The organism is Nocardia sp. NPDC058499 (genome assembly GCF_042719915.1).
Taxonomy (GTDB): domain Bacteria; phylum Actinomycetota; class Actinomycetes; order Mycobacteriales; family Mycobacteriaceae; genus Nocardia.
The window spans coordinates 25,281-47,894 of sequence record NZ_JBHXMZ010000016.1 but is presented as its reverse complement, the minus strand read 5'-3'; the positions used below and the strand labels follow the sequence as shown (position 1 = coordinate 47,894).

Sequence of the window (22,614 nt, the reverse complement as noted above, 5' to 3'; positions counted from 1 at the left end):
GGGAGCCGGCGCGGAATTCCACGCCGGCTCCCCGCCGAGCCTTCATTCTGTCCGCACCCGCCCGGGTAGCAGCGCCGCGGCCAACGCTCCGGCGGCCACAATCGCCGCGCCCACCCATACCGCGGGCACCAGTCCGTCCACGTACCCCTGAGGGTCGGTGTAGGCGCCGTAGGAGGCGAACACCGACGCCAGTACCGCGATCCCCATGGCGACGCCGACTTCGCGCACCGTGTTGTTGGTTCCCGAGGCCACGGAACGATCGGCCTCCGGCACGGCGGCCATGACGACGGTCGCCAGCGGGGCGAAGGTCAGGCCCATTCCGATACCGGCCAAGAGCAGCGGGGCGACGAAGGAGCCGTAGGCGAGGTCGACCGTGGTCACCGCCGCCATCCAGGCCAGCGCGGCCGCCAGCAGTGCCTGCCCCGTCACCAGCAGCATCCGGGCCCCGACCCGATCGATCACCAGGCCCGCGAGCGGCGCCACCACCATCGGCGCCATGGTCCACGGCATGGTGCGGATACCGGATTCCAGCGGACTGTATCCCTGCACCACCTGGAAATACTGGGCGAGCAGGAAGATCGACCCGAAGACGCCGACGGAGAACGCGAAGGCCACCACGTTCGCGACGCTGAAGGCGCGAACCCCGAACAAGCGCGGCGCCAGCATGGGGGCCGCCGCCCGGTGCTCCCAGCCGATCAACGTCGCCAGCAGCAACCCACCGCCGAAGAGCGCGGCCAGCACACCGCCCGAGGTCCACCCGTCGTCGGCGCCGTGCACGATCCCCCAGACGATCGCGACCACGCCACCCGAGGCCAGGATCAAGCCGAGCGGATCCAGCCGCCCCGCACCGCCGCGCGAATCGCGCAACACGCGGGCGACCAGCGGCAGTACCAGGATCCCGATCGGCACATTGATCCAGAAGATCCACTGCCAGCTCAAACCGTCGACCACCGCCCCGCCGAGCAGGGGCCCGAGGGCGACCCCGAGGCCGGAGATCCCGCCCCAGATACCGATCGCGGCGCTGCGCAGGCGTTCCGGTACGGCATCGGAGAGCAGGGTGAGCGAAAGGGGCATCACCGCCGCACCGCCCAGGCCTTGCACCACCCGGGCGGCGGTGAGCATGGCCGGGTCGGTCGCCAGTGCGCAGGCGGCGGAGGCGAGCGTGAACAGCGCGATCCCGGCCAGGAAGACGCGGCGGCGGCCGAGCCGATCGCCGAGTGCGGACGCGGTGAGCAGCAGGGCGGCGAACGACAGCGTGTAGGCGTTGACGAACCATTGCAGATCGCTGAGCGAGGCGCCCAGATCGGTGCGGATCACCGGTAGTGCGTTGGTGACCACCAGGTTGTCGAGCGTGACCATGAACATGGGGATGCCGACCGCGGCGAGAACCAGCGCCAGCGGCTGCCGCGGCTCGACGCTGCCGCGGCGGGGTTCCGTGGCGTTCCGGCCGGTGATGGGGGTGGGTGAAGTCAGTGTTTCGGTCATGTCGAATCCTTGTTGTAATCGACTGATAACTACCTATCCGCAACGGTATGCATCGACTGATAACATGTCAACAGCCCGACCGAAACCGAGGAGGACCATGCCGGAATCGAGCAGGATCAGGATGACCGCCGAGGAACGCGGCGCCCAGGTACTGGAGGCGGCGGTCGCCGCCTTCGCCGAAAGCGGCTACGCGGCCACCCGCACCGACGAGATCGCTCGCCGCGCGGGCGTCTCCCAGCCCTATGTCATCCGCCTCTTCGGCTCCAAACAACGCCTGTTCCTCGCCGCGGTGAGCCAGGTCTGCGACCGTATCGAGGAAGTTTTCACCGAAGCCGCCACGACCGCCGGCCCGGGCGCACCACTCGACGCACTGTCGGAGGCCTACGACCGGTTCCTCACCGACCGCAGCCTGCTGCTGGTCCTCCTGCACGCCTTCGCCGCCGCGGGCGACCCCGATATCGGCCCCGTCATCCGCGACCGCTACGGCCGCATCTACCGCCTGATCCGCGAACTCACCGGCGCCCCGATCGCCGAAGCCCGCCGCTTCCTCGCAACCGGCATGCTGCTCACCGTGATGGCCGCGCTCCGGGTGACCGGACCGGAAGCGATCCCCGCCGACTGGGCCGGGGAAATGCTGACCGACCTTTACGAGTCCGGCATGTGAATCGGGCCCCGGAGAGGTCGCCGCGCATATCCGGCCCCGGGATGTGCTCAGCCCCCTCGAATTCGCTGCGAACCGGGCACTGGACAGCGGTGGCCGGTACGCTCTGCCGCTATGGGGATTTGGGTGAAGTCACCGAAACTGACTACCTCGGAGACGATTACCTGGCAGCGCTCGGCCAATCGCACACAGTCGGCGAACCGAGCAGTCGGCGGGAGGTTGTACCTGACAGGCGAACGACTCCTGTTCGAGCCCAACCATATCGACGCCCTCACCGGCGGCCGATCCTGGAGCAGCGCGCTCGCGGAAATGGCGGATATCGGAACGCAGGCGCCCACCGGGGAGAAGTTCAACGGCGGTCTGCGCACCCGGCTGCGGATCGTACTACGTGACGGCACAGCGGAATTGTTCGTCGTGAACGGCGTGGATCGGGTTGTCGAATTGCTGCGGGGCGCGGTCGCGACCGATCCCGGTAGCTAGGTCGCCGTCCCGTGCCGAACCCGGGAATTCGCATACAGGCAGATCGCGGCGGCCGCGGCGATATTGAGGCTTTCGGCCCGCCCGCGGATCGGTATCCGCACCCGGTGCCGCGCCCGGCGCGCCACCTCCGGATCGAGACCGTGCGCTTCGTTGCCGAACAGCCAGGCCACCGGACCGGTGAACAGTTCCCCGGCGTCCTCGAGGTCGAGCTCGCCGTCGGCCGCGGTGGCCACGGTGGCGATCCCGGCCGCCTCGATCCGATCCAGCACCGAATATGTCTCACGCGCACGCACGATCGGCACATGGAACAGGCTGCCCGCGCACGATCGGACACATTTTCCGTTGTGCGGGTCGACGCTGTCCCCCACCAGCACCACCGCGTCCGCGCCCACCGCGTCGACCACCCGAATGAGCGTCCCCGCATTACCCGGATCCGCGATACCGACCGGCACCGCCAGCATCCTGGGCGTATCCGCCCCGGGGACCGCAGGCAGAACACGGTCGAGCGGTACATCCACCAGATCGCAGACGGCCACCAGCCCGGGCGGTGTGACCGTCTCCCCCAGCGCCTCCGCGGCGCGATCGGTGACGAGCGTCGTCCGCACACCGGCCGCCGCGGCACCGGCGATCAGCGCATGCTCACGGGCGGCACCGTCGGCCGAGTAGAAGAGTTCCCGGACCCGTCCGGTATCGAGCGCCGCCCCCACCGAGTTGGCGCCTTCGGCGAGGAACCTGCCCGCCCGCTTACGTGCCGCACCGCGGTGCAGCTTCGCCGCCGCGACCACCCGCGAGTTCCGTAGATCTATCGGTTCTTGTCGGTCACCCACCAGGAGATCGTAGAGCCCGCCCCGGGCCGGGACCGGTCGCCGGGTCGGCCAGGAAGTCGCGGATGGCCGCCGCCATGGCACGTGGCGCATCGTCATGGACCCAGTGCCCGGCGCCCGCGATATCGACGAGGCGAGCGCCCGGCCGTTGCGCAGCCATCCGCGTCGCGAGCCGCGCCGGCAGCATACTGCTGCGTTCCCCGCGTACGACCAGCGCCGGGCACGCCGAGCCGAGCCAATCCGCCCACCAGTCCCCGACACCGCTGAGCTGCACCGCCATCATGTCCTCCCAATCGAAGAGGAACCGGCACCGCCCGTCCGGAGTCGTGACAGCGCTCTGCAGGAAATAGCCGGCCTCCGGGATTCCCCGCGCCTGCAGCGCCGCCGCCAGATCCGCCTCGGTCGGCGCCGTCGCCGGCCAGCCCTGCACCGGCAGCACGGGGTGAGCGATCTCGGGCTGCCGCATGACCGGACCGACATCCTCGATGATCAGCCCCGCAACGAGTTCCGGGTGCCGCGCGGCGAGCTGATAGGCGGTGATTCCACCCCGGGAATGGCCGAGAACCACAACCGGTGCGAGCTCGAGCCGCTCCAGCACCGCGGCGGCATCCGCGACGAAATCGGCGCAGGTGTAGCTTTCTCGCCGATCGGTGCGGCCGTGCCCACGCTGATCCGGTGCGATGATGCGGGCCACGCCGGCGAGCTCACGCGCCAATCCGGCGAAAATGCTTCCCCGACCGAACGTTCCGTGCAGCGCCAGCACCGGGAGCCCTGATCCGCCGAAATCCGTGTAGCAAACCCGTGGTCCGCCCGGCACCGAAACCCGCTGTTCACGCATCCGGCAAGGCTGCCAGCTGCCGTGGCCGGGAAGCCAATTGATTTTCCACGGTCATACCCGACGCAGGTTCGTCCGGTCACCCGTCGACACCGGCAGGGCCGGTGAGCCGCACCGTAGTGACGTGACGACCAGTGCGATAGCGGCCGACCGGCTACGCCCGGTCGCGGTGAGGCATCCTCATCATCGGCAGCCGGCCACAGAGAACACGGACGCACTCCTGGAGTTCGAACGCAAGACACCGGCGGCTCACCCCGCCTATCTCCGAGCCGACCACTTCGCTCCACCGTTGCGCACACTCGGGGCAGCCGAGGGCGAACTCGGTTCGATGCGCACCCGATCGAGACGGCCACCGGCGCGGCAGGTCCCGGCGTTCGATCCAACAGGGCCGGGTGCCCGCGAGACCTCGCGCGGCGCCCCGGTAACACCGATGGCCTGCTCCACTGGTCAGACGAACTGGGTGACACCGTCGTACTCGGCCAGCGGCGCGGCACCGAGCACGTCGTATTCGAGCAGGAGCAGCCCATGATCGGTGGCCTCGTGGCGAGTCAGCCGGAGGCCGGTCGCCGGTCCGGTCCCGGCGAGCAGCCGCCGCCCCGCCCGTAGCACGGTGGGCGCTACGGCGAGGCGGACAGTCTCGACCAGACCGGCGGCGAGCAGCGTGTCGGCGAGCTGGGCGCTGCCGTGGATCTGCAGTTCCCGGCCCGGCCGCCGCAACAGTTCGGCGACCGCCGCCACCGGGTCGCCCGGCAGCAGGGTTGCCGGCGCCCACCGCCCCTCTGTCAGGGTCTCGGATACAACGTATTTCGGAAGGGCGTTCATCCGTGCCGCGAACGGATCACGAGGGTCGGTCACGGCGGGCCAGTCGCGTGCGAACGCCGTGTAGGTTCGGCGGCCGAACAGCAGCCCGTCGGCGGCGTCGAGCCATTCCGACGTCCGCCGGACGAAGACCTCGTCCAGATAGGGCACCATCCAGCCGCCGCGACCGAAGCCGTCGCTGGTGTCCTCCTCGGGTGAACCGGGCCCCTGGGCGACGCCGTCGAGCGTGAGGAACGCGGTGAGCACCAGTTTCATACCCGGACCTCGTTCTCGACGAACGCCGCGAGCTGACCGGTGACCGTCCCCCACCCGTATTCGAAGCCGAGTTCCTGGTGCCGGGCCCGGGCGGCCGGATCACCGTGCCGGACCAGGACGCGGTAATCCGTGCCCTCGGGATGGTCGCGCAGGGTGATCTCGGCGGTCATGAGGATATCGCCGGCGGCCGGGCGCAGTGCGCTGTCGAGCGCGGTGGTGAAAACCAGGCGTTCGTTCCGATCCGCCAGCAGGAAGCAGGCATCGAGGTGCGGGACGAATTCGGTACCGTCCTCGCTCATTCTGGTCACGAAGGCGCCGACCGGGCGAACTTCCAGCCGCTCGACGCGGCACCGGGCCGGGGCGGGCAGCCACCAGCAGGCCAGGCTGTCCGGGTCGGTCCAGGCGTTCCACACACGGGTACGCGGTGCGTGGATCACGCGGTGCAGAGTGAGATCGAGATCAGGATTCATCGGTGGGCTCCGGGGTTTCGAGGAGGAATTGTTCGAGCCGGTCCGTGCGGTCTTCCCAGATACGCCGCTGTTCGGCCAGCCAGCCGTCGATCAGCGCGAATCGTTCGCGATCGAGCGTGCATCGGCGCACCCGCCCGACCTTGACCGTCCGGATCAGCCCGCTGTCTTCCAGGACACGGATGTGCTTCATGAACGACGGCAGGGTGATAGGCAGGTCCCGCGCCAGTTCGCTGACGCTGACGGGCCCGGCCCCGAGTCGCTGGACCACCACCCGCCGGGAGGGGTCCGACAGCGCGGCGAACACACCGTCCAGCGACTCCGAATACTTTGCCATATGGCTAAGTATTAGTCGACGGCACTGCATACCGCAAGTAGTTCACGGGGAACAGGAAGCCCGGACTTCCTCCGGCAACGACAAAGGCCCCCTTCTCCGCGAGTTCACACAGAGAAGGGGGCCTTCACCACATCGGAGCCGGTGCGAGGTCCGGCTACGGATTCACCACTCAGGCGGCCGGGGCGTTGACATCGGCCGGCAGCGCTGCCTTGGCGACGGCGACCAGGCCGGCGAACGCTTCGGCGTCGGAGACGGCCAGCTCGGCGAGGTTCTTGCGGTCGACCTCCACACCGGCGGCCTTCAGGCCCTGCACGAAGCGGTTGTAGGTGATGTCGTTGGCGCGGGCCGCGGCGTTGATACGCGCGATCCACAGCTTGCGGAAATCGCCCTTACGCGCCCGGCGGTCCCGGTAGGCGTAGGTGAGCGAATGCAGCTGCTGTTCCTTGGCCTTGCGGTACAGGCGCGAGCGCTGCCCGCGATAGCCCTTGGAGGCCTCGAGGATCGAACGGCGCTTCTTCTGAGCGTTGACGGCCCTTTTGACGCGTGCCACTGGTCAGTCCTAATCGATCTTGGGGGTGCTGGTTGGGCGCACCCGAGTGGGTCGGTTCATCGGCGTCCGGTCGCGTAGGCGGTACCGGACGGTATCTGCCCCGGAGCGGGGAATCAGATACCCAGCAGCTTCTTCACCCGGCGGACGTCGGCGGGAGCGACGGCCTCCGTACCTTCCAGGCGACGGGTCCGGCGGGAGGACTTGTACTCGAACAGGTGCCGGCGGTTGGCCTGCTGACGGCGCAGCTTGCCCTTACCGGTCACCTTGAAACGCTTCGAAGCGCCGCTGTGGCTCTTCATCTTCGGCATGGCAACCTCAATCTGTGTCGTGCCCGCGCAGGGGCGGACCAGGTGTGCTGATCAGCGTTATTGCGGGCTCGACGCAATATCGCTGCGGCGTACGCCGCGGGTGCGGCGGTGCGCCGCAGTGTTCACGGCTACGCCGTTGTTATTGCGCGACCGGCCGACCGGCATTCGGCGCCGCGCCGCCGGGCTGCGGCCGGGCCGAATCCTGCGCGGCCTTGGCCCGCGTCTTCGCGCCCTTGTGCGGGGCGAGGACCATCGTCATGTTGCGGCCGTCCTGCTTGGCCGAGGTCTCGACGAAACCCAATTCCGCCACATCGGAGGCCAGCCGCTGCAGCAGCCGGAAACCGAGTTCGGGCCGGGACTGTTCGCGTCCCCGGAACATGATGGTGACCTTGACCTTCGCCCCGGCTTCCAGGAAGCGCACGACATTGGACTTCTTGGTCTCGTAGTCGTGATTGTCGATCTTGGGCCGCAGCTTCTGTTCCTTGATCACGGTCTGGACCTGGTTCTTCCGGGACTCGCGCGCTTTCTGCGCGGTCTCGTACTTGAACTTGCCGTAATCCATGATCTTGCAGACCGGTGGACGTGCGTCCGGTGCGACCTCTACGAGGTCCAGGTCTGCCTCCAGGGCGACGCGGAGTGCATCTTCAACACGCACGATCCCAACCTGTTCGCCGCCGGGTCCGATGAGCCGGACCTCGGGAACACGAATGCGATCGTTGATGCGGGTCTCAGTGCTGATGGGGCCTCCTAGGTCTAGCGGTGTCATCCGACGACCGCTCGAAATGAACCCCTTGTTCAACACGAAAACCCCGCCGCGGTATTTCACCGCCGACGGGGCCCGATGTCGACCGATCCACGCAGGTGCGATACCTGCGCCACGCCCCGGTTCATCCGGGACCGTGGTCCCACCACGAAGGTGGGTGACCGGACCGTTTGACCAGGCGATCACTCGCCGGCAACGGTGGGAGTCGGGCTCCACTTGTCTGCCCCGGACAGGACCGGGGCGGTCGTCGCCGACGAGTCTAACAGTTCCGCACCGGATGAACGAATCGCCCGGTCGCAGCCCGGTACGAAAACCGGTTGCCCATCGGCGAGGGCGCCTGACAGGGTCGACGCCCGTGAGCAGCCGACGCGACCTACTCCGCTGGCAGTTCGACCTGGTCTGGTCGCTGTCCCAGCTCCATTTCGACGCCCTGACCGACGACGATACCCACTGGGCACCCGCGGAGGTGATCTGGACGGTCCATCGCGGCCCCGACGGGCGCTGGCGCCCGGATTTCGCCGAAACGGAGCCCGATCCGATCCCCGCGACCACCATCGCCTGGCTGACCTGGCATATCGGCTGGTGGTGGAGTTCGGCGATCGCGCACGCCGAGCAGCGGCCGGTACCCGACCGCACCGAGGTCTACTGGCCGGGCGATACGGCGGCCGCCCTCACCTGGATCAACGACCTGCGCGAGCGGTGGCTCCGAGTCCTCGACGGAAGCGATGACACAGAACTCGACCGGGCCACGTCCTACCCGTGGCCGGCCGACGCGGGACTCACCATCGCCCACCTGGCGGCATGGGTCAACGTGGAACTGCTGAAGAATGCGACCGAGATCGGCCAGTTGCGGATACTGCGCGCGGCCGGGGCGGCGGACCGGTAGAAACGAGTCGCGGCGCACATCCGGTCACGGCCCCGGCACGCCTGCCGCCGAGGCGCGCTTAGGCTGAACACCATGACCGAACAGCCCGAGGGCGATGGCGATGTCCGTGAACTGGCCGAGATCCCCGCCGTGGAGGTGATCAGCCGGGCAGCGGTGATGCTGATGAGTTCGGCCGCGGAGAAGCTCGGGCTCGGCGACGACGATCCCGAGAACAGCCCGCGCCGGGATATGGACGAGGCGCGGCGCCTCATCACTGCTTTGGCGGGTCTGATCACCGCATCGGTGGAGTACCTCGGCCCGCACGCCGGGCCGCTACGGGAGGGTCTGCAATCGCTGCAGAAGGCCTTCCGGGAGAGTTCCGCCATACCCGACGCCCCGGGTGCCGGGCCCGGCGAGAAGTACACCGGCCCGGTCTACTGACGGATACCTGGCGCGATTTCGCCCCGGCTCTCGGAACGCCGAACAGCCCGGTCCCTTCCGCCACCTCGCGTAAGACCGCTTGTTCGAGGTCTTCGCCCGGATGCACACCGCCGGCCGGGACCTGGGTCCCCGCCTCCGGCATCCCGACGTGATCGAACGCCAAGAGTTCGGAGACTGTGCGGCACCTGATGACGTATGCGGCCACTCGTATTTGCGGTTGCTCCATGCCGACACCGTGCCTCGAGGCATTGATCCGTTTCCGGCCCAGCAGGCGACTGCAGGGTTCGCGGGGCCGCCACGTCGCGGGTTACCGGCGCCCCGGGTGCCGGTCTACCCGGGGCGCCGATGCCCTCAGCGCAGCGCCGCGGCCTTCCGGGCCAGGCGCTTGGCCTTCTGCGGGTCCGGCGATTTCGCCGCGTTATCGGACGATTCCGGCGCTTTCGTCGTCTTCTTCGCCGCCGGCGCCTTCTTGGCCGTGGACTTACGTGCCCGTGCGGTATCCGGTTTCACCGCACCCGTATCCGTCGCCGGCGAGGTGGCCGCGGGCTGCGCCAGGATCTCCTTCAGGAATTCACCCGTGTAGCTGCCGGGGGTAGCGGCGATATCCTCGGGCGTCCCCTCCCCGACCACTGTTCCGCCGCCGGACCCGCCCTCGGGTCCCATATCGATCACCCAGTCCGCGGTCTTGACGACGTCCAGGTTGTGTTCGATGACGATCACGGTGTTGCCCTTGTCGACCAGGCCGTTGATCACCGCGAGCAGTTTGCGGATGTCCTCGAAATGCAGGCCGGTGGTGGGTTCGTCGAGGATGTAGACCGTGCGGCCGTTGGAGCGTTTCTGCAGTTCGGCCGCCAGTTTCACGCGTTGCGCCTCACCACCGGAGAGGGTGGTCGCGCTCTGGCCCAGGCGCACATACCCCAGGCCGACGTCGACGAGGGTCGCCAGATAGCGGTGGATCGAGGTCACCGGTTCGAAGAACTCGGCGGCCTCCTCGATCGGCATATCCAGGACCTCGGCGATGGTTTTGCCCTTGTAGTGCACCTCGAGGGTTTCCCGGTTGTAGCGGGCGCCCTGGCAGACCTCGCACGGCACATAGACATCCGGCAGGAAGTTCATCTCGATCTTCAGGGTGCCGTCGCCGGAGCAGGCCTCGCAGCGGCCGCCCTTCACGTTGAACGAGAACCGGCCCGGCTGATAGCCGCGCACCTTCGCCTCGGTGGTGGCGGCGAACAGGCTGCGGATCTTGTCGAACACCCCGGTGTAGGTGGCCGGATTGGACCGCGGGGTGCGGCCGATCGGGGACTGGTCCACCCGCACGAGCTTGTCCAGTTGATCCAGCCCGTTGACCCGGGTGTGCCGGCCCGGCACCTGGCGCGCACCGTTCAGCTTGTTGGCCATCACGGTCGCCAGGATGTCGTTGACCAGCGTGGATTTACCGGATCCGGAGACCCCGGTGACCGCGGTGAGCACGCCCAGCGGGAACGCCACATCGATACCGCGCAGGTTGTTCTCGGTGGCGCCGACCACGGTGACCCGCCGCTTCTTGTTCACCGGCCGCCGGATCATCGGGATCTCGATACGTTCCCGGCCGGAGAGGTACGCGCCGGTGAGCGAGGCCGGATCGGCGAGCAGTTCCGAGTAGGGGCCGCTGTGCACCACCTGGCCGCCGTGTTCACCGGCGAACGGGCCGATATCGACGACCCAGTCCGAGGCGCGGATGGTGTCTTCGTCGTGTTCGACGACGATCAGGGTGTTGCCCAGGTCCTTCAACCGGGTCAGGGTTTCGATCAGCCGGCGGTTATCGCGCTGATGCAACCCGATCGAGGGTTCGTCCAGTACGTACAGCACCCCGACCAGCCCGGACCCGATCTGGGTGGCGAGCCGGATGCGCTGCGCCTCCCCACCGGAGAGGGTGGCCGCGGCACGGGACAGGGTCAGATAGTCCAGGCCCACGTCGAGCAGGAACCCCAGCCGCGCCTGCACCTCTTTGAGGACCTGACCGGCGATGGCCGCCTGCCGCTCCCCCAGGGTCAGCGCGTTCAGGAACTGCGCGCAGTCGCGAATCGAGAGTTCGCTGACCTCGGCGATGGATTTCCGTTCCGCAGCCGCGGACAGTGTTACGGCCAGGATCTCCGGCCGCAGCCGCGCGCCGTTGCACACCGGGCACGGGACATCCCGCATATAGCCCTCGTAGTGCTCCTTCATCTGCTCGGATTCGGTGTTGTCCAGCCGCCGCTGCAGGAACGGCATCACGCCCTCGAAATCGGCGTAGTAGGAGCGTTTCCGGCCGTAACGGTTGGTGTAGACGATATGGACCTGATCCGAACTGCCTTCGAGCACGGCTTTACGCGCCCGCGGCGGTAGTTCACGCCATGGGGTGTCCAGATCGAAACCCTGCGCGGCGGCCAGCCCGGAGAGCAGTCGCACGAAGTATTCGGCGCTCTGCCCGCGCGACCACGGCGCGATCGCGCCCTCGGCCAGGCTCAGCTCGGGGTCGGGGACGACGAGTTCCGGATCGACCTCTTTGCGGATACCGAGACCGGTGCAGTCGGGGCAGGCACCGTAGGGCGAGTTGAACGAGAACGACCGCGGTTCCAGATCCTCGATATCGAGGGCGTGGCCGTTCGGGCAGGCCAATTTCTCGGAGAAGCGGCGTTCGCGATCGTGCGCGTGTTCGTCGCGATCCACGAAATCGAGGACGACGATCCCGTCGGCCAGGCGCAGCGCGGTCTCGATGGAATCGGTGAGCCGCTGTTTGGCGGTCGGTTTGACGGCGAGGCGGTCGACCACCACCTCGACATCGTGTTTCTCCTGTTTCTTCAGCTTCGGCGGATCGGTGAGCGGATACACCACCCCGTCCACCCGGACCCGGGCGTAACCCTGCGAGTTCAGCTGGTCGAACAGGTCGACGAACTCACCTTTACGGGTACGCACCACCGGCGCGAGCACCTGGAAGCGAACCCCGGGCTCCATGGCCAGCACCTGATCGACGATCTGCTGCGGGGTCTGTTTGGCGATGAGTTCGGAGCACACCGGGCAGTGCGGGACACCGGCGCGGGCGTAGAGCAGGCGCAGGTAGTCGTGCACCTCGGTGATGGTGCCGACCGTGGAACGCGGGTTGCGGTTGGTGGATTTCTGGTCGATCGAGACCGCGGGCGAGAGGCCTTCGATGAAATCCACATCGGGTTTGTCCATCTGGCCCAGGAACTGCCGGGCGTAGGCGGACAGCGATTCCACGTACCGGCGCTGCCCCTCGGCGAAAATCGTATCGAAGGCCAGGCTGGACTTCCCCGACCCCGACAGGCCGGTGAAGACGATCAGACTGTCGCGGGGCAGGTCGATATCGACCCCTTTGAGGTTGTGCTCCCGCGCGCCGCGGACGGTCAGGCGTTCCGCCACCAGGTGGGTCCCTTCTCGTATCTGTTCGTCGTCGCGCCGCCAGGCGCGCCATGATGTCGTTCCGCTGGAGCCGCCGCCACCGGCCCGGTTCGGGTGGCGGCGCGGAGGACGGCCTGTGCTACCCGGTCGCCACTTTCCGGCTGGGCCGCGGATCGGCCCGCGCTGATGCTAGGACGAGCCACCGACAAGTTTCGCCGAACGGCCGAGCCCCGACGGATACGGTGCGATTTCGCGGACCGCGCGGCGGGATGCCGCGCACATTGGCCGTGCGCACCGTCAGGACGACGGGCGGACCGGACGGGCTCCCCTCCCAGGGTAGGTCAATCGGGCCTGTCACCGGGGCGTGTCACCGATCACGCCGGACCGGCCCGCGCCCGCTGCCGCACCCGGCGCCGCCGCTCCCGGCGAGTCTCGCGACCCCAGCCGTAGCCGTCGACCGCACCGATCCCGGTGCCCGACATAAGATCGATGATGAAGTCCGGTGTCTTGCACAGCATTTCCCCTCCCCGGTCCCCGGTCGCCCGGCCCACCGCGGGAATACGTTGTGGTCGATCGCCGGAGGCATCATGTGCACAAGACGAGTTCTCTGTGTGTGGATGCCGCAGTTGTGCCGTGTTTGAATGTCCGGGTCAACCGACGATGGGGGTTGGTATGGGAGATCGCAGGGCCTCCGCCGCCGAGCAACTCGCGCATCGGTATCGCTCCCTGGTCGAACACTCCCCGGACGGAATCTTCGTCCACGAACGCGGCATCGTGGTCTACGCCAATCCGGCATGCCTGCGGCTCCTGGGCGCGACGAATCTCGCCGGAGTCCTGGGTCAGCGTGTCGCCCGTTTCATTCACCCCGACTCCCGCGAGACGATGTTCGAGCGGCTCGCCGGCCTCACCGCGGCCGGTGTCGCCACCGACCCCACCGAGATGACGCTGCTGGCGCTGGACGGCCGCGAGGTCCCGGTGGAAACCGTTTCCGTGCTCACCGCCTGGCACGATCGCCTGGCCTACCAGGTCGTCCTCCACGATCTGTCCGCCCAGCGCCGCGCCGAACGCGCGCAGCGCCGCGCCGAACAGCACTTCACCGCGGTCGTGGCACAGCTCGAGGAGGGGGTGGCGGTCATCTACCAGGACGGCATCATCGGCTCCGCGAATCCGGCGGCCCGGCGCATCCTCGGCATCGACGAGAACATGCCGGTGGTCGGCTCCAAGATCGCCCAGCTGCCGGTGGAGTGGCTGGACGCCAACGGTGCACCCCTACCCCCCACCCGGCATCCGGTCGCGCGGACCCTCGCGACCGGCGAGACGGTCACCGGCTTCGTTTTCGCGATCGGCCGCCCGGACGGGCGCCGCCGCTGGCTGAGCGTTTCGAGCCGCCTGCTCGCCCCGGACGAACCTGGTGCGGCGGCGGTGTGCTCGTTCACCGATATCACCGAATATCTGGCCGGCCGCCGCCAGCTCGAATATCAGGCCACCCACGACCCGCTCACCGGTCTGGCCAACCGCTCGTTGATCCTGTCGCAGCTGTCGGGGGCGCTGGCGGCCAGCGGGGCGCACCGCCGAGTGTCCACGGTGATGTTCATCGATCTGGACGGCTTCAAATCGATCAACGACACCATGGGTCACGCCATCGGCGATACGGTGCTGCGGATCGTGGCCCACCGATTGCTGCGCGCGCTGCGTGCCGAGGACCTCGTGGGCCGGCTCGGCGGCGACGAATTCCTCGTCCTGCTGGCCGGGCGCCCGGGTGACGAAGAACTCGAACCGCTGGTGCAGCGGCTGCGCGCGGCCATGGCGGAGCCGATCGTCGCGCGCGGGCACCGGATCGCGGTCAATGCCTCCATCGGGGTCACCACGCTCGAACCGGGCGATACCCGCACCCCGGAAGCGGTCCTGCACGACGCCGATATCGCGATGTACGAGGCCAAACCGCCGGGCCACCGCGATGCCACCGGCGGACGCGGGCTTCGCGGCGACAACAGCAACGTCTCCTGAAAACAGGGCGCCGACCTGGGGAAACGTCATGTCCCCGGAGTCCGCAGTAGACTCGACAACTCTGTGCACGCCCGAGCGCAACGCGTGCACATCGTGATTTCGTGTCCGCCGAACTTGTCCCGCCGTGGGTGAGAAGGAGCCAGAACTTGCCCGACAACCGCACCCAGGAACGTGTAGGCGCCCTGGACTCCGATGAGTCACCGCCGGATGCGGCGACCCGAGATATCGATCAGGAGCAGGCGTACCTGTCGGTGCTGTACGACCGGCTGGACGGGATGCGCGCCTACGCCGACCAGCGGTTGCGCACGGTACTGCTGGAAACCGGCGGCACCCCGCAGGCACGTACCGAACGGGAATCGTTCAGCCAGCTCTACACCGAGGACCTGGCCAAATACGACGCCGCCGAGCACGGCCTGTGCTTCGGACGGATCGATATCACCGACGGCGAGGAGGGCCCCGAACAGCGCTATATCGGCCGTCTCGGCATCCTCGACGAGGACAACGACTACGAAACCCTGCTCCTCGACTGGCGCGCCCCGCTGGCCCGGCCGTTCTATCTGGCCACCACCGCCGCGCCCGACGGCGTGGCCCGCCGGCGTCATATCCGCTCCCGCAACCGCCGGGTGACCGCGGTCAACGACGAATACCTGGATCTCGACGCCGCCCGCCGGGCCGGCGCCACCGCCACCGACGGCGGGGTCGGCACCGAGAGCGCGCTGCTCGCGGCGCTCAACGCGGCACGCACCGGGCATATGTCCGACATCGTGGAAACCATCCAGACCGAACAGGACGCGATCATTCGCGCCGAGCACAAAAGCGTTCTGGTGGTACAGGGCGGGCCGGGTACCGGTAAGACCGCGGTCGCGCTGCACCGCGCCGCCTACCTGCTCTACACCTATCGCCAGCAGCTGGCGAAGAGCGGTGTGCTGATCATCGGCCCCAATGCCACCTTCCTCGACTACATCGGCCAGGTCCTGCCGTCGCTCGGTGAGACCGGGGTGCTGCTGTCCACCATCGGCGACCTGTATCCGGGCGTGAAGGCGACCTTGGACGATTCGCTGCGCGCCGGCGAACTCAAGGGATCGCTGCAAGTTCTCGACATCCTCAAGAACGCCGTCCGCGACCGCCAGGAGGTGCCGCGCGAGCCCATCACCCTGACCTTCGACGGCTATCCGGTGACCCTGGACCGCAAGATCGTGACCCGCGCCCGGGGCCGGGCCCGCTCCTCACGCCGCCCGCACAATCTGGCCCGCCCGATCTTCGTATCGATGGTGATCGAAGCGCTCACCGACCAGCTGGCGCAGACTATGGGCGCCGACCCGCTGGGCGGTGGCCGCAGCCTGCTCAGCGCCGCCGATCTCAGCGAGATCAGCGACGAACTACGCGCCGACGCCACGGTCACCCGGGTGCTGGCCGAACTGTGGCCACTGCTCACCCCGCAGCAGGTCCTCAGCGATCTACTCGCCGACGCCGAACGGCTCGACCGGGCCGCCGGCAAGATCCTCGATCCGCAAGACCGCGCCGAACTCCTGCGCACCGGCACCGGCGAGTTCAGCGCCGCCGACGCGCCCCTGCTCGACGAGCTCGCCGAACTCCTGGGCACCGACGATGCGGAGGAACGTGAACGCGCCCGGCGGCGCTGGCGCGCCCAGCTCGCCGAGGCACAGGACGCCCTGGACATCCTGACCGGTTCGGCCCCGCAAGATCTGGAAGACGAACTCGACCCGGAAATCCTGATGGCCTACGACCTGATCGACGCGAGCCAGCTCGCAGAACGTCAGCAGGTGCGCAACCGGCAGACCACCGCCGAACGGGCCGCCGGCGACCGCAGCTGGACCTACGGGCATGTGATCGTGGACGAGGCGCAGGAACTGTCGGAGATGGCCTGGCGCATGGTGATGCGCCGGATACCGAACCGGTGGGTCACCGTGGTCGGCGATATCGCGCAGACCGGTGATCCGGCGGGTGCCCATTCGTGGGCTCAGATGCTGGAACCGTATGTGGCCAAACGCTGGAAACGCACCGAGCTGACGGTGAACTACCGCACCCCCGCCGAGATCATGGCGGTCGCGGCGGATGTGCTGGCCGCCATCGACCCCACCGCCCAGATGCCGCGCTCGGTCCGGGAAACCGGCCGCCTACCGCAGGCGCAGCGGGTGCCGGCGGCGGAGATCGCGGACACGCTGGCCGCCCTGCTCGCCGAGCAGCGGGGTCCGGGCACCGCGGCGGTACTGGCCCCGGCCGAGAACATCGGCGAACTCGCCCATCTGGCCGGCGAATCGGTCCGGGTGCTCACGGTGACCGAGGCCAAGGGCCTGGAATTCGATGCGGTGTACCTGGTGGAACCGAGCGCGGTGATCGCCGATTCACCACGCGGCCGCAACGATCTGTACGTCGCCCTGACCCGCGCGACCCAGCAGCTCACCGTGGTGCACAGCGCCGATCTCCCGCCCGAACTGCACCGCCTGGGACGCTGATCCGGGTCACCCGGGCGAGTTTCCGATCACACCCGGTATCCCGCGCGCGTTCGAATCGCCGCCATCGCCCAGCTCCCGGAGCCGAAGCGGTAGTCCGGCGACACCGCTCATCGGCGACCCGCAGCAGGGGCATCCAGCGTTGTAACGTGCGCCACACGGATTGATCCTGTGGTGTGCCGACCGGGTGCACCGGCGGCCGCGCCCGATAGCGAACGCCCCGCCCGGATCATGTTCCGGGCGGGGCGAAAAGCCGGCGATGCGGGGTCAGCGCACCGTGTGCACGATCAGGACATCGGACTTCGACTTACGCGCCACATCCGAGGGCACCGAACCCAGCAACCGCCCGGCCAGCGTATTCAGGCCCCGGTTACCGACCACGAGCAGATCCGCTTGCGTTTCCTTGACCAGGTCCAGCAGGGATTCGACCGGTTCGCCGACCATCGCCTTCTCGACGATCTCCTTGGCGCCCGCCGCCACGGCCCGGTCCCGCGCGGTACGCAGGATCTCGTTGGTGGGCGCCGAACCGCGAACCTGGTACGCCTCGTCCTTGAGCATATCGCTCGCGGCGGCGACGTCACGGTCGTCGGTCGGGTAGTAGGCGCAGGCCAGGATCAGTGTCGAACCCGCGGCTCCCGCCAATGCGGCGGCCTTGTCCACGGCGACATACGACGAGTCCGAGCCGTCGGTACCGACGACAATGGTCCGGTAGGCGGTCATTCTCTCCTCCAACTGTGCGGGGTATAAACGCGGCTGCGCCGAACGCTGCCGGAAAGTCGGCAACGGCGCAGCGACTGCGTAGACCATAGCCGTAACCGAGGCCCGAGTAACCTGATTCGTTCTACATCACAGTGCTTCGGGGCGGCATCAGTGTTTCACATTTCTGCTTCCCGGAGCGGTAGCGACCGCGTCTACCTGGACCTTCCCGTGCCCACACGATCGAACATGTGAGACATCACAAGATGAGTGAACACCATTGGCGCCGTGGGATTTTCCTCACAACCCACCGCCCGCAACCGGCGCCGGATCACCGAATAGGGGCCGCTGCTAGAACAGCGGACCGGTAATCGTCAGTCCCAATTCCTCGGTATGAGAGAAAAAACCGAACAGCATCACCAGGGCACCCGCGAGGGCGAGATCCTTGTTGAACTGAATGGTCTCCGACTGAGTTGCCTCGGGATCGGTTTCCTTCCAGAAACTATGCATCATGATCATGGTGGGCACGATCATCACCAGCAACAGCAACGCACCCAGGTCGGCCCAGATCCCCAGCAGAATGCTGATACTCCCGAGCAACATGAGCGCACCCGAGGCCCGGACCGCCATCTCCGGCATGGGCACACCCTTGGCCTGCGCGTAGCCGGCCATTGCTTTCGTCTGGGTGAAATGCCCCAGCGCCGAGCTCAGAAACAGGATGACGAACATCACCCGGCCGATCAATACCACGACATCCATGTGCAGCTCCTCGCTCTCACCGACGGGTACCGCTTATATGCCGAATCCGAAATTCGATTATGAGGCAGGCAGCACCTTGGAAGTCACCTCATCGCGCGAGCGTAACGAATTCTTCGCATATTCCAGCGGCGCCATTCCGACCTCCGCGGTGAACTCGCGGGTGAAATGCGCCTGATCGAAATATCCGAGGTCGGCGGCGAGCGCGGCGAGATCGGCGGTGCGGCCGCGGGCCAGTAGATCCGCGCCGTCCTGGAGCCGGTACCGGCGCAACACCCATTTCGGTCCCGCACCGATATACCGGCGGAACAGCCGCTGCAGGGTCCGCGCCGAGACACCGAACCGCTCGGTGACCTGATCGACCCGGGTGAGTTCCGGCTCCTGCGTCATCGCGGCCGCGATCCGCAGCACGAGCCGGTAGTTCGGGTCGTCGCGCCGGGTGTGGGTACGCAGATAGTCCTCCACCAACCGGCGCCGGTCCGGATCGGGGGGCGTAGCGAGCACCCGCTCGGCGAGATCTCCGATATCGGGCAGTACCTCCACGGCGGGCACGGCCCGGTCCCGCAACTCGCCGACATCGAGACCGGTGAACGCCCCGAACCCGCCTGGCCGGAACCGCACCCCGAAGGTCTCCCCGCGACCGGCGAGTTCCCGGACGTATTTCCGGGTGCATACACCGTTGACGAATCCCCCGAAACGGTCGCCGTCGCGTTCGAAGGTGAGATGCACACAAGGAAACGGAAGCACCTCGGCGAAGTAGGGCGCTCGCCCGCGCATATCCCACCGCACGGCCCAATACCACTCGATGTACTCGGCAACGTCCGGGCCGGTCGGCAACCGCTCGAGCGTGCGATACCGCTCCTGCTCATGCGGATGCAGAATCGCCTTCCGATCATCCGCCGCGGGCGCGGCGCGGCGCACCGAGGATTCCGGGCCGCTCACGGCACGGTCCTGTCCCGCCGGCGCCCATGACCCGCCGGGCACCGCCGAGCCCGCGGTCCCGGCCACGGTGAGCCGGATACCGATGCGCAGAACCCTCGAACTCCGGAGGGCAGCAGGCCGGGGACGGCCGCCCCGCGTGCGGTGGTGCCGGACCGCTGATCCGGGCCGAAACCGCGAGGCGGCCGTCCGACGATTCGGCCCGGACGCCGCTGCTCGCGATAGAGGTACCCGCTGCCCCTGAGCGACGGGCTGTTGCGGTGCAAGCACCGGAAAGGGTCGGCGCGCTGCACCTCCATGCCCGGCACCGACCGGTACCGGGTCACGGCGTCGACTGCGGCGAGCTGGGGCTTTCCTACCGGAACCGGTGGGCGCGCCCCGGCACGCCGAGACCCGGCGCACCTGGGGCCCCGGCTCCGATCGCCGCCCACAGAGCACCCGCGACCGGGTGCGCCGATCGGCCCCCGGACGAGGGCCACCGGTGCCACGCCGATGCGCCGGACCGGCCCGTCACCGGCTTCGGCCGGCTGTCGCATTCTTACAAGAACCGTCCGGCGTGCCCCGGCAGACTCGAACTCATGAGCGAAACAGTGAATCCGATTCCCGAGGGCTACCACTCGATCACCGTGTTCATCGCGGTCCCCGACGGCAAAGCCGCCATCGACTTCTACAGCGCCGTGTTCGGTGCCGAGGTGCTCTCCCGCAACGATATGCCCGACGGGCAGCCCGCCCATGCCGAACTGAAGATCGGCGATTCCACGATCCAGCTGGGCATGCCGGTACCGGACCAGAACGTGCTGGCCCCGACCGGTGAATGGGTGCACACCTCGCTGGTGCACTACTGCCCGGATGTCGACGCCGTCATCACCCGCGCGCGTGAGCACGGCGCGAAGGTCGCCGACGATCCGGCCACCTTCGTCACCGGCGATCGCTACGGGGCCCTGCTGGACCCGTTCGGTCACCGCTGGGTGGTGATGACCCGGGTGGAGGACGTCTCCCGCGAGGAGGCCGAACGCCGGGTCGAGGAATGGATGGCCACCCAGGGCTGACTGCCTGCGGGAACGCGACGCGGTCATTTCAATCCGGCCGCGTCCATTCCGCGCAGCTCCTTCTTCAGGTCGGCGATTTCGTCGCGGAGCCGGCCGGCGAGCTCGAACTGCAGTTCGCGGGCCGCGTTCATCATCTGATCGGTGAGCTCGCCCACCAGATCGGCCAGCTCGGCCCGCGGCATCGACTTGATATCGCGCCCCTCCACGATGCCGGCACTCACCGCCCGGCCGGGCTCCCCTTGGGCCCGCCGGCCGCGGCTGGCATTACGACCGGATCCGCCGACCGCGACCTCGTCGTCGGCCTCGGAATAGACCTGGTCGAGGATATCGGCGATCTTCTTGCGCAGCGGTTGCGGATCGATCCCCATTTCCGCGTTGTAGGCGAGCTGTTTGGCCCGGCGGCGTTCGGTTTCGTCGATGGCGTCGCGCATCGAATCGGTGATCTTGTCCGCGTACATGTGCACCTCGCCCGAGACGTTTCGGGCGGCACGGCCGATGGTCTGGATGAGGCTCTTGGTGCTGCGCAGGAACCCTTCCTTATCGGCGTCCAGAATGGCCACCAGGGAAACCTCCGGCAGGTCCAGGCCCTCACGCAGCAGGTTGATACCGACGAGCACGTCGTACTCGCCGAGACGCAACTGACGCAGCAACTCGACACGGCGCAAGGTATCGATCTCGGAATGCAGGTAGCGCACCCGCAAACCCAGCCCGAGCAGATAGTCGGTGAGATCCTCGGCCATCTTCTTGGTGAGCGTGGTGACCAGTACCCGCTCGTCGCGTTCGATCCGCTGCCGCACCTCGTGCACCAGATCGTCGATCTGCCCCTTGGTGGGTTTGACCACCACCTGCGGATCGACCAGACCGGTCGGGCGAATGACCTGTTCGACCACCTCACCACCGACGCGGCCCAGTTCGTAATCGCCCGGGGTGGCCGACAGGTACACCGCCTGACCGATCCGTTCGGCGAACTCCTCCCACGTCAACGGCCGGTTGTCCACCGCCGACGGCAGCCGGAACCCGTACTCGACGAGGTTGCGTTTGCGCGACATATCCCCCTCGTACATACCGCCGATCTGCGGCACCGTGACATGGGATTCGTCGATGACCAGCAGGAAATCATCCGGGAAATAATCGAGCAGCGTAGCCGGGGCCGAACCCGCGGGCCGCCCGTCGATATGCCGTGAATAATTCTCGATACCCGAGCAGAAGCCGACCTGCCGGATCATTTCCAGGTCGTATTGGGTGCGCATCCGCAACCGCTGCGCCTCGAGCAGTTTTCCTTTACCTTCCAGTTCGGCCAGCCGTTCTTCCAGCTCGGCCTCGATATCGGTGACCGCCCGCGCCATCCGGTCCGGACCGGCCACATAGTGGGTGGCCGGGAAGATCCGCACCATATCGACCTTGCGCACCACGTCCCCGGTGAGCGGGTGCAGATAATAGAGTTCTTCGATCTCGTCGCCGAAGAATTCGATCCGCACCGCCAGTTCCTCGTAGGACGGGATGATCTCGACCGTATCGCCGCGCACCCGGAACGACCCCCTGGTGAAGGCCATATCGTTACGCGTGTACTGGACATCCACCAGCATCCGCAGGAACGCGTCGCGATCGACCTCCGCGCCCACCTCCAACAGCACCGAGCGATCCAGATACGACTGCGGGGTGCCCAGGCCGTAAATACAGGACACCGAGGCCACCACCACCACATCGCGCCGGGACAGCAGCGCGGAGGTGGCCGAATGGCGCAGCCGCTCCACATCGTCGTTGATCGAGCTGTCCTTCTCGATATAGGTATCGGTCTGCGCGATATAGGCCTCGGGCTGGTAGTAGTCGTAATAGGAGACGAAATACTCCACCGCGTTGTGCGGGAGCATTTCGCGCAGTTCGTTGGCCAGCTGCGCCGCGAGGGTTTTGTTCGGGGCCATCACCAGCGTGGGCCGCTGCAAACGTTCGATGAGCCAGGCCGTGGTGGCGGATTTACCGGTACCGGTGGCGCCCAGCAGCACCACATCGGGTTCCCCGGCCGTGATCCGGCGTTCCAGCTCCTCGATCGCGGCGGGCTGATCGCCGGCGGGCTGATACGGACTGACGACCTGGAACTGCCCGCCGGTCCGCTCGATCTCCCCGACCGGGCGGAACTCCGATTTCGCCAGGGGAGTTTGCCCGTCGGCCTCGGTTCCGCTGACGCCGGCCGCACGGAGTTCGGTTGCGAATGCCATATCCCCAGA

The 22,614-nt window shown here is 67.8% G+C and carries 22 protein-coding genes and 1 pseudogene; 7 read left to right on the top strand and 16 right to left on the bottom strand.

The annotated features are described in order from the left end of the window. Positions 1–42: 42 nt before the first annotated feature. Complete coding sequence (locus ACFWPH_RS31715) at positions 43–1,485, bottom strand: DHA2 family efflux MFS transporter permease subunit (protein WP_378755918.1); 1,443 nt, start codon at positions 1,483–1,485, stop codon at positions 43–45. Positions 1,486–1,582: 97 nt separating this feature from the next. On the opposite strand from ACFWPH_RS31715, the gene ACFWPH_RS31710 reads away from it, so the two are divergent. After that, positions 1,583–2,149, top strand: coding sequence for a TetR/AcrR family transcriptional regulator (locus ACFWPH_RS31710; RefSeq protein ID WP_378755917.1), 567 nt, complete (start codon positions 1,583–1,585; stop codon positions 2,147–2,149). A 123-nt stretch (positions 2,150–2,272) separates the two neighbouring features. Then, positions 2,273–2,626 (top strand): hypothetical protein, encoded by a 354-nt coding sequence (locus ACFWPH_RS31705; RefSeq protein WP_378755916.1) that lies wholly within the window; start codon positions 2,273–2,275, stop codon positions 2,624–2,626. Here ACFWPH_RS31705 and ACFWPH_RS31700 read toward each other — a convergent pair. From ACFWPH_RS31700 to infC, 8 genes are all read right to left on the bottom strand, one after another. Beyond that, positions 2,623–3,453, bottom strand: a complete 831-nt coding sequence (locus ACFWPH_RS31700; RefSeq protein ID WP_378755914.1) for a TrmH family RNA methyltransferase — start codon at positions 3,451–3,453, stop codon at positions 2,623–2,625. The two genes, ACFWPH_RS31705 and ACFWPH_RS31700, sit on opposite strands and share 4 nt — an antisense overlap. After that, positions 3,446–4,288, bottom strand: a complete 843-nt coding sequence (locus tag ACFWPH_RS31695) for an alpha/beta fold hydrolase (RefSeq protein ID WP_378755913.1) — start codon at positions 4,286–4,288, stop codon at positions 3,446–3,448. Before ACFWPH_RS31695 ends, ACFWPH_RS31700 begins: the two co-directional genes overlap by 8 nt. 444 nt (positions 4,289–4,732) lie before the next feature. Next, on the bottom strand, positions 4,733–5,359 hold the full coding sequence (locus tag ACFWPH_RS31690; RefSeq protein WP_378755912.1) for a dihydrofolate reductase family protein: 627 nt from the start codon (positions 5,357–5,359) through the stop codon (positions 4,733–4,735). Continuing rightward, entirely contained in the window at positions 5,356–5,829 is a 474-nt protein-coding gene (locus ACFWPH_RS31685; protein ID WP_378755910.1) for an SRPBCC domain-containing protein, read from the bottom strand. The genes ACFWPH_RS31690 and ACFWPH_RS31685 overlap by 4 nt, the downstream gene beginning before the upstream one ends. Further along, positions 5,819–6,163 carry an ArsR/SmtB family transcription factor gene (locus ACFWPH_RS31680; RefSeq protein WP_378755909.1) on the bottom strand — a complete coding sequence of 115 codons (345 nt, stop codon included), beginning with the start codon at positions 6,161–6,163 and terminating at the stop codon, positions 5,819–5,821. Before ACFWPH_RS31680 ends, ACFWPH_RS31685 begins: the two co-directional genes overlap by 11 nt. A gap of 169 nt (positions 6,164–6,332) precedes the next feature. Next, positions 6,333–6,713, bottom strand: coding sequence for a 50S ribosomal protein L20 (gene rplT, locus ACFWPH_RS31675; RefSeq protein ID WP_033245214.1), 381 nt, complete (start codon positions 6,711–6,713; stop codon positions 6,333–6,335). Positions 6,714–6,826: 113 nt separating this feature from the next. Further along, positions 6,827–7,021 carry a 50S ribosomal protein L35 gene (rpmI, locus tag ACFWPH_RS31670; protein ID WP_033245213.1) on the bottom strand — a complete coding sequence of 65 codons (195 nt, stop codon included), beginning with the start codon at positions 7,019–7,021 and terminating at the stop codon, positions 6,827–6,829. A gap of 139 nt (positions 7,022–7,160) precedes the next feature. Further along, positions 7,161–7,787 carry a translation initiation factor IF-3 gene (gene infC, locus ACFWPH_RS31665; RefSeq protein ID WP_378755979.1) on the bottom strand — a complete coding sequence of 209 codons (627 nt, stop codon included), beginning with the start codon at positions 7,785–7,787 and terminating at the stop codon, positions 7,161–7,163. 352 nt (positions 7,788–8,139) lie between these two features. Here infC and ACFWPH_RS31660 point away from each other — a divergent pair, with 352 nt between their 5' ends. Both ACFWPH_RS31660 and ACFWPH_RS31655 read left to right on the top strand, forming a co-directional pair. Next, the gene (locus tag ACFWPH_RS31660; protein WP_378755908.1) at positions 8,140–8,670 is read left to right on the top strand and encodes a DinB family protein; all 531 of its coding nucleotides are present in this window, start codon (positions 8,140–8,142) and stop codon (positions 8,668–8,670) included. Positions 8,671–8,742: 72 nt separating this feature from the next. Continuing rightward, entirely contained in the window at positions 8,743–9,090 is a 348-nt protein-coding gene (locus ACFWPH_RS31655) for a DUF1844 domain-containing protein (protein WP_378755906.1), read from the top strand. Between the two features lie 55 nt (positions 9,091–9,145). Here ACFWPH_RS31655 and ACFWPH_RS31650 read toward each other — a convergent pair. The 3 genes and pseudogenes from ACFWPH_RS31650 to ACFWPH_RS31640 form a co-directional block, all read right to left on the bottom strand. Continuing rightward, positions 9,146–9,316: pseudogene (locus ACFWPH_RS31650) on the bottom strand (NUDIX domain-containing protein); the annotation flags it as partial. 125 nt (positions 9,317–9,441) lie between these two features. Further along, positions 9,442–12,489: an excinuclease ABC subunit UvrA gene (uvrA, locus tag ACFWPH_RS31645; RefSeq protein WP_378755905.1), complete on the bottom strand. Its 3,048-nt coding sequence runs from the start codon at positions 12,487–12,489 to the stop codon at positions 9,442–9,444. 353 nt (positions 12,490–12,842) lie between these two features. After that, on the bottom strand, positions 12,843–12,986 hold the full coding sequence (locus ACFWPH_RS31640) for a hypothetical protein (RefSeq protein ID WP_378755904.1): 144 nt from the start codon (positions 12,984–12,986) through the stop codon (positions 12,843–12,845). Positions 12,987–13,140: 154 nt separating this feature from the next. Here ACFWPH_RS31640 and ACFWPH_RS31635 point away from each other — a divergent pair, with 154 nt between their 5' ends. After that, a complete protein-coding gene (locus ACFWPH_RS31635; protein ID WP_378755903.1) occupies positions 13,141–14,475 on the top strand; it encodes a diguanylate cyclase domain-containing protein in 1,335 nt (444 codons plus the stop codon). Positions 14,476–14,621: 146 nt separating this feature from the next. Beyond that, a complete protein-coding gene (locus tag ACFWPH_RS31630) occupies positions 14,622–16,952 on the top strand; it encodes a HelD family protein (RefSeq protein WP_378755902.1) in 2,331 nt (776 codons plus the stop codon). A gap of 264 nt (positions 16,953–17,216) precedes the next feature. Here the strand turns inward: ACFWPH_RS31630 and ACFWPH_RS31625 are convergent, their stop codons facing one another. The 3 genes from ACFWPH_RS31625 to ACFWPH_RS31615 all read right to left on the bottom strand — a co-directional run bounded on the left by ACFWPH_RS31625 (position 17,217) and on the right by ACFWPH_RS31615 (position 19,343). After that, positions 17,217–17,669: a universal stress protein gene (locus ACFWPH_RS31625; protein WP_033245472.1), complete on the bottom strand. Its 453-nt coding sequence runs from the start codon at positions 17,667–17,669 to the stop codon at positions 17,217–17,219. A gap of 327 nt (positions 17,670–17,996) precedes the next feature. Next, the gene (locus tag ACFWPH_RS31620; RefSeq protein ID WP_280416287.1) at positions 17,997–18,404 is read right to left on the bottom strand and encodes a DoxX family protein; all 408 of its coding nucleotides are present in this window, start codon (positions 18,402–18,404) and stop codon (positions 17,997–17,999) included. Between the two features lie 57 nt (positions 18,405–18,461). Further along, positions 18,462–19,343: a DUF6597 domain-containing transcriptional factor gene (locus ACFWPH_RS31615; protein ID WP_378755901.1), complete on the bottom strand. Its 882-nt coding sequence runs from the start codon at positions 19,341–19,343 to the stop codon at positions 18,462–18,464. A 575-nt stretch (positions 19,344–19,918) separates the two neighbouring features. Here ACFWPH_RS31615 and ACFWPH_RS31610 point away from each other — a divergent pair. After that, complete coding sequence (locus ACFWPH_RS31610) at positions 19,919–20,389, top strand: VOC family protein (protein WP_378755900.1); 471 nt, start codon at positions 19,919–19,921, stop codon at positions 20,387–20,389. A gap of 23 nt (positions 20,390–20,412) precedes the next feature. Here ACFWPH_RS31610 and uvrB read toward each other — a convergent pair whose 3' ends face one another. Next, entirely contained in the window at positions 20,413–22,605 is a 2,193-nt protein-coding gene (gene uvrB / locus ACFWPH_RS31605; protein ID WP_378755899.1) for an excinuclease ABC subunit UvrB, read from the bottom strand. Positions 22,606–22,614 lie beyond the last annotated feature (9 nt).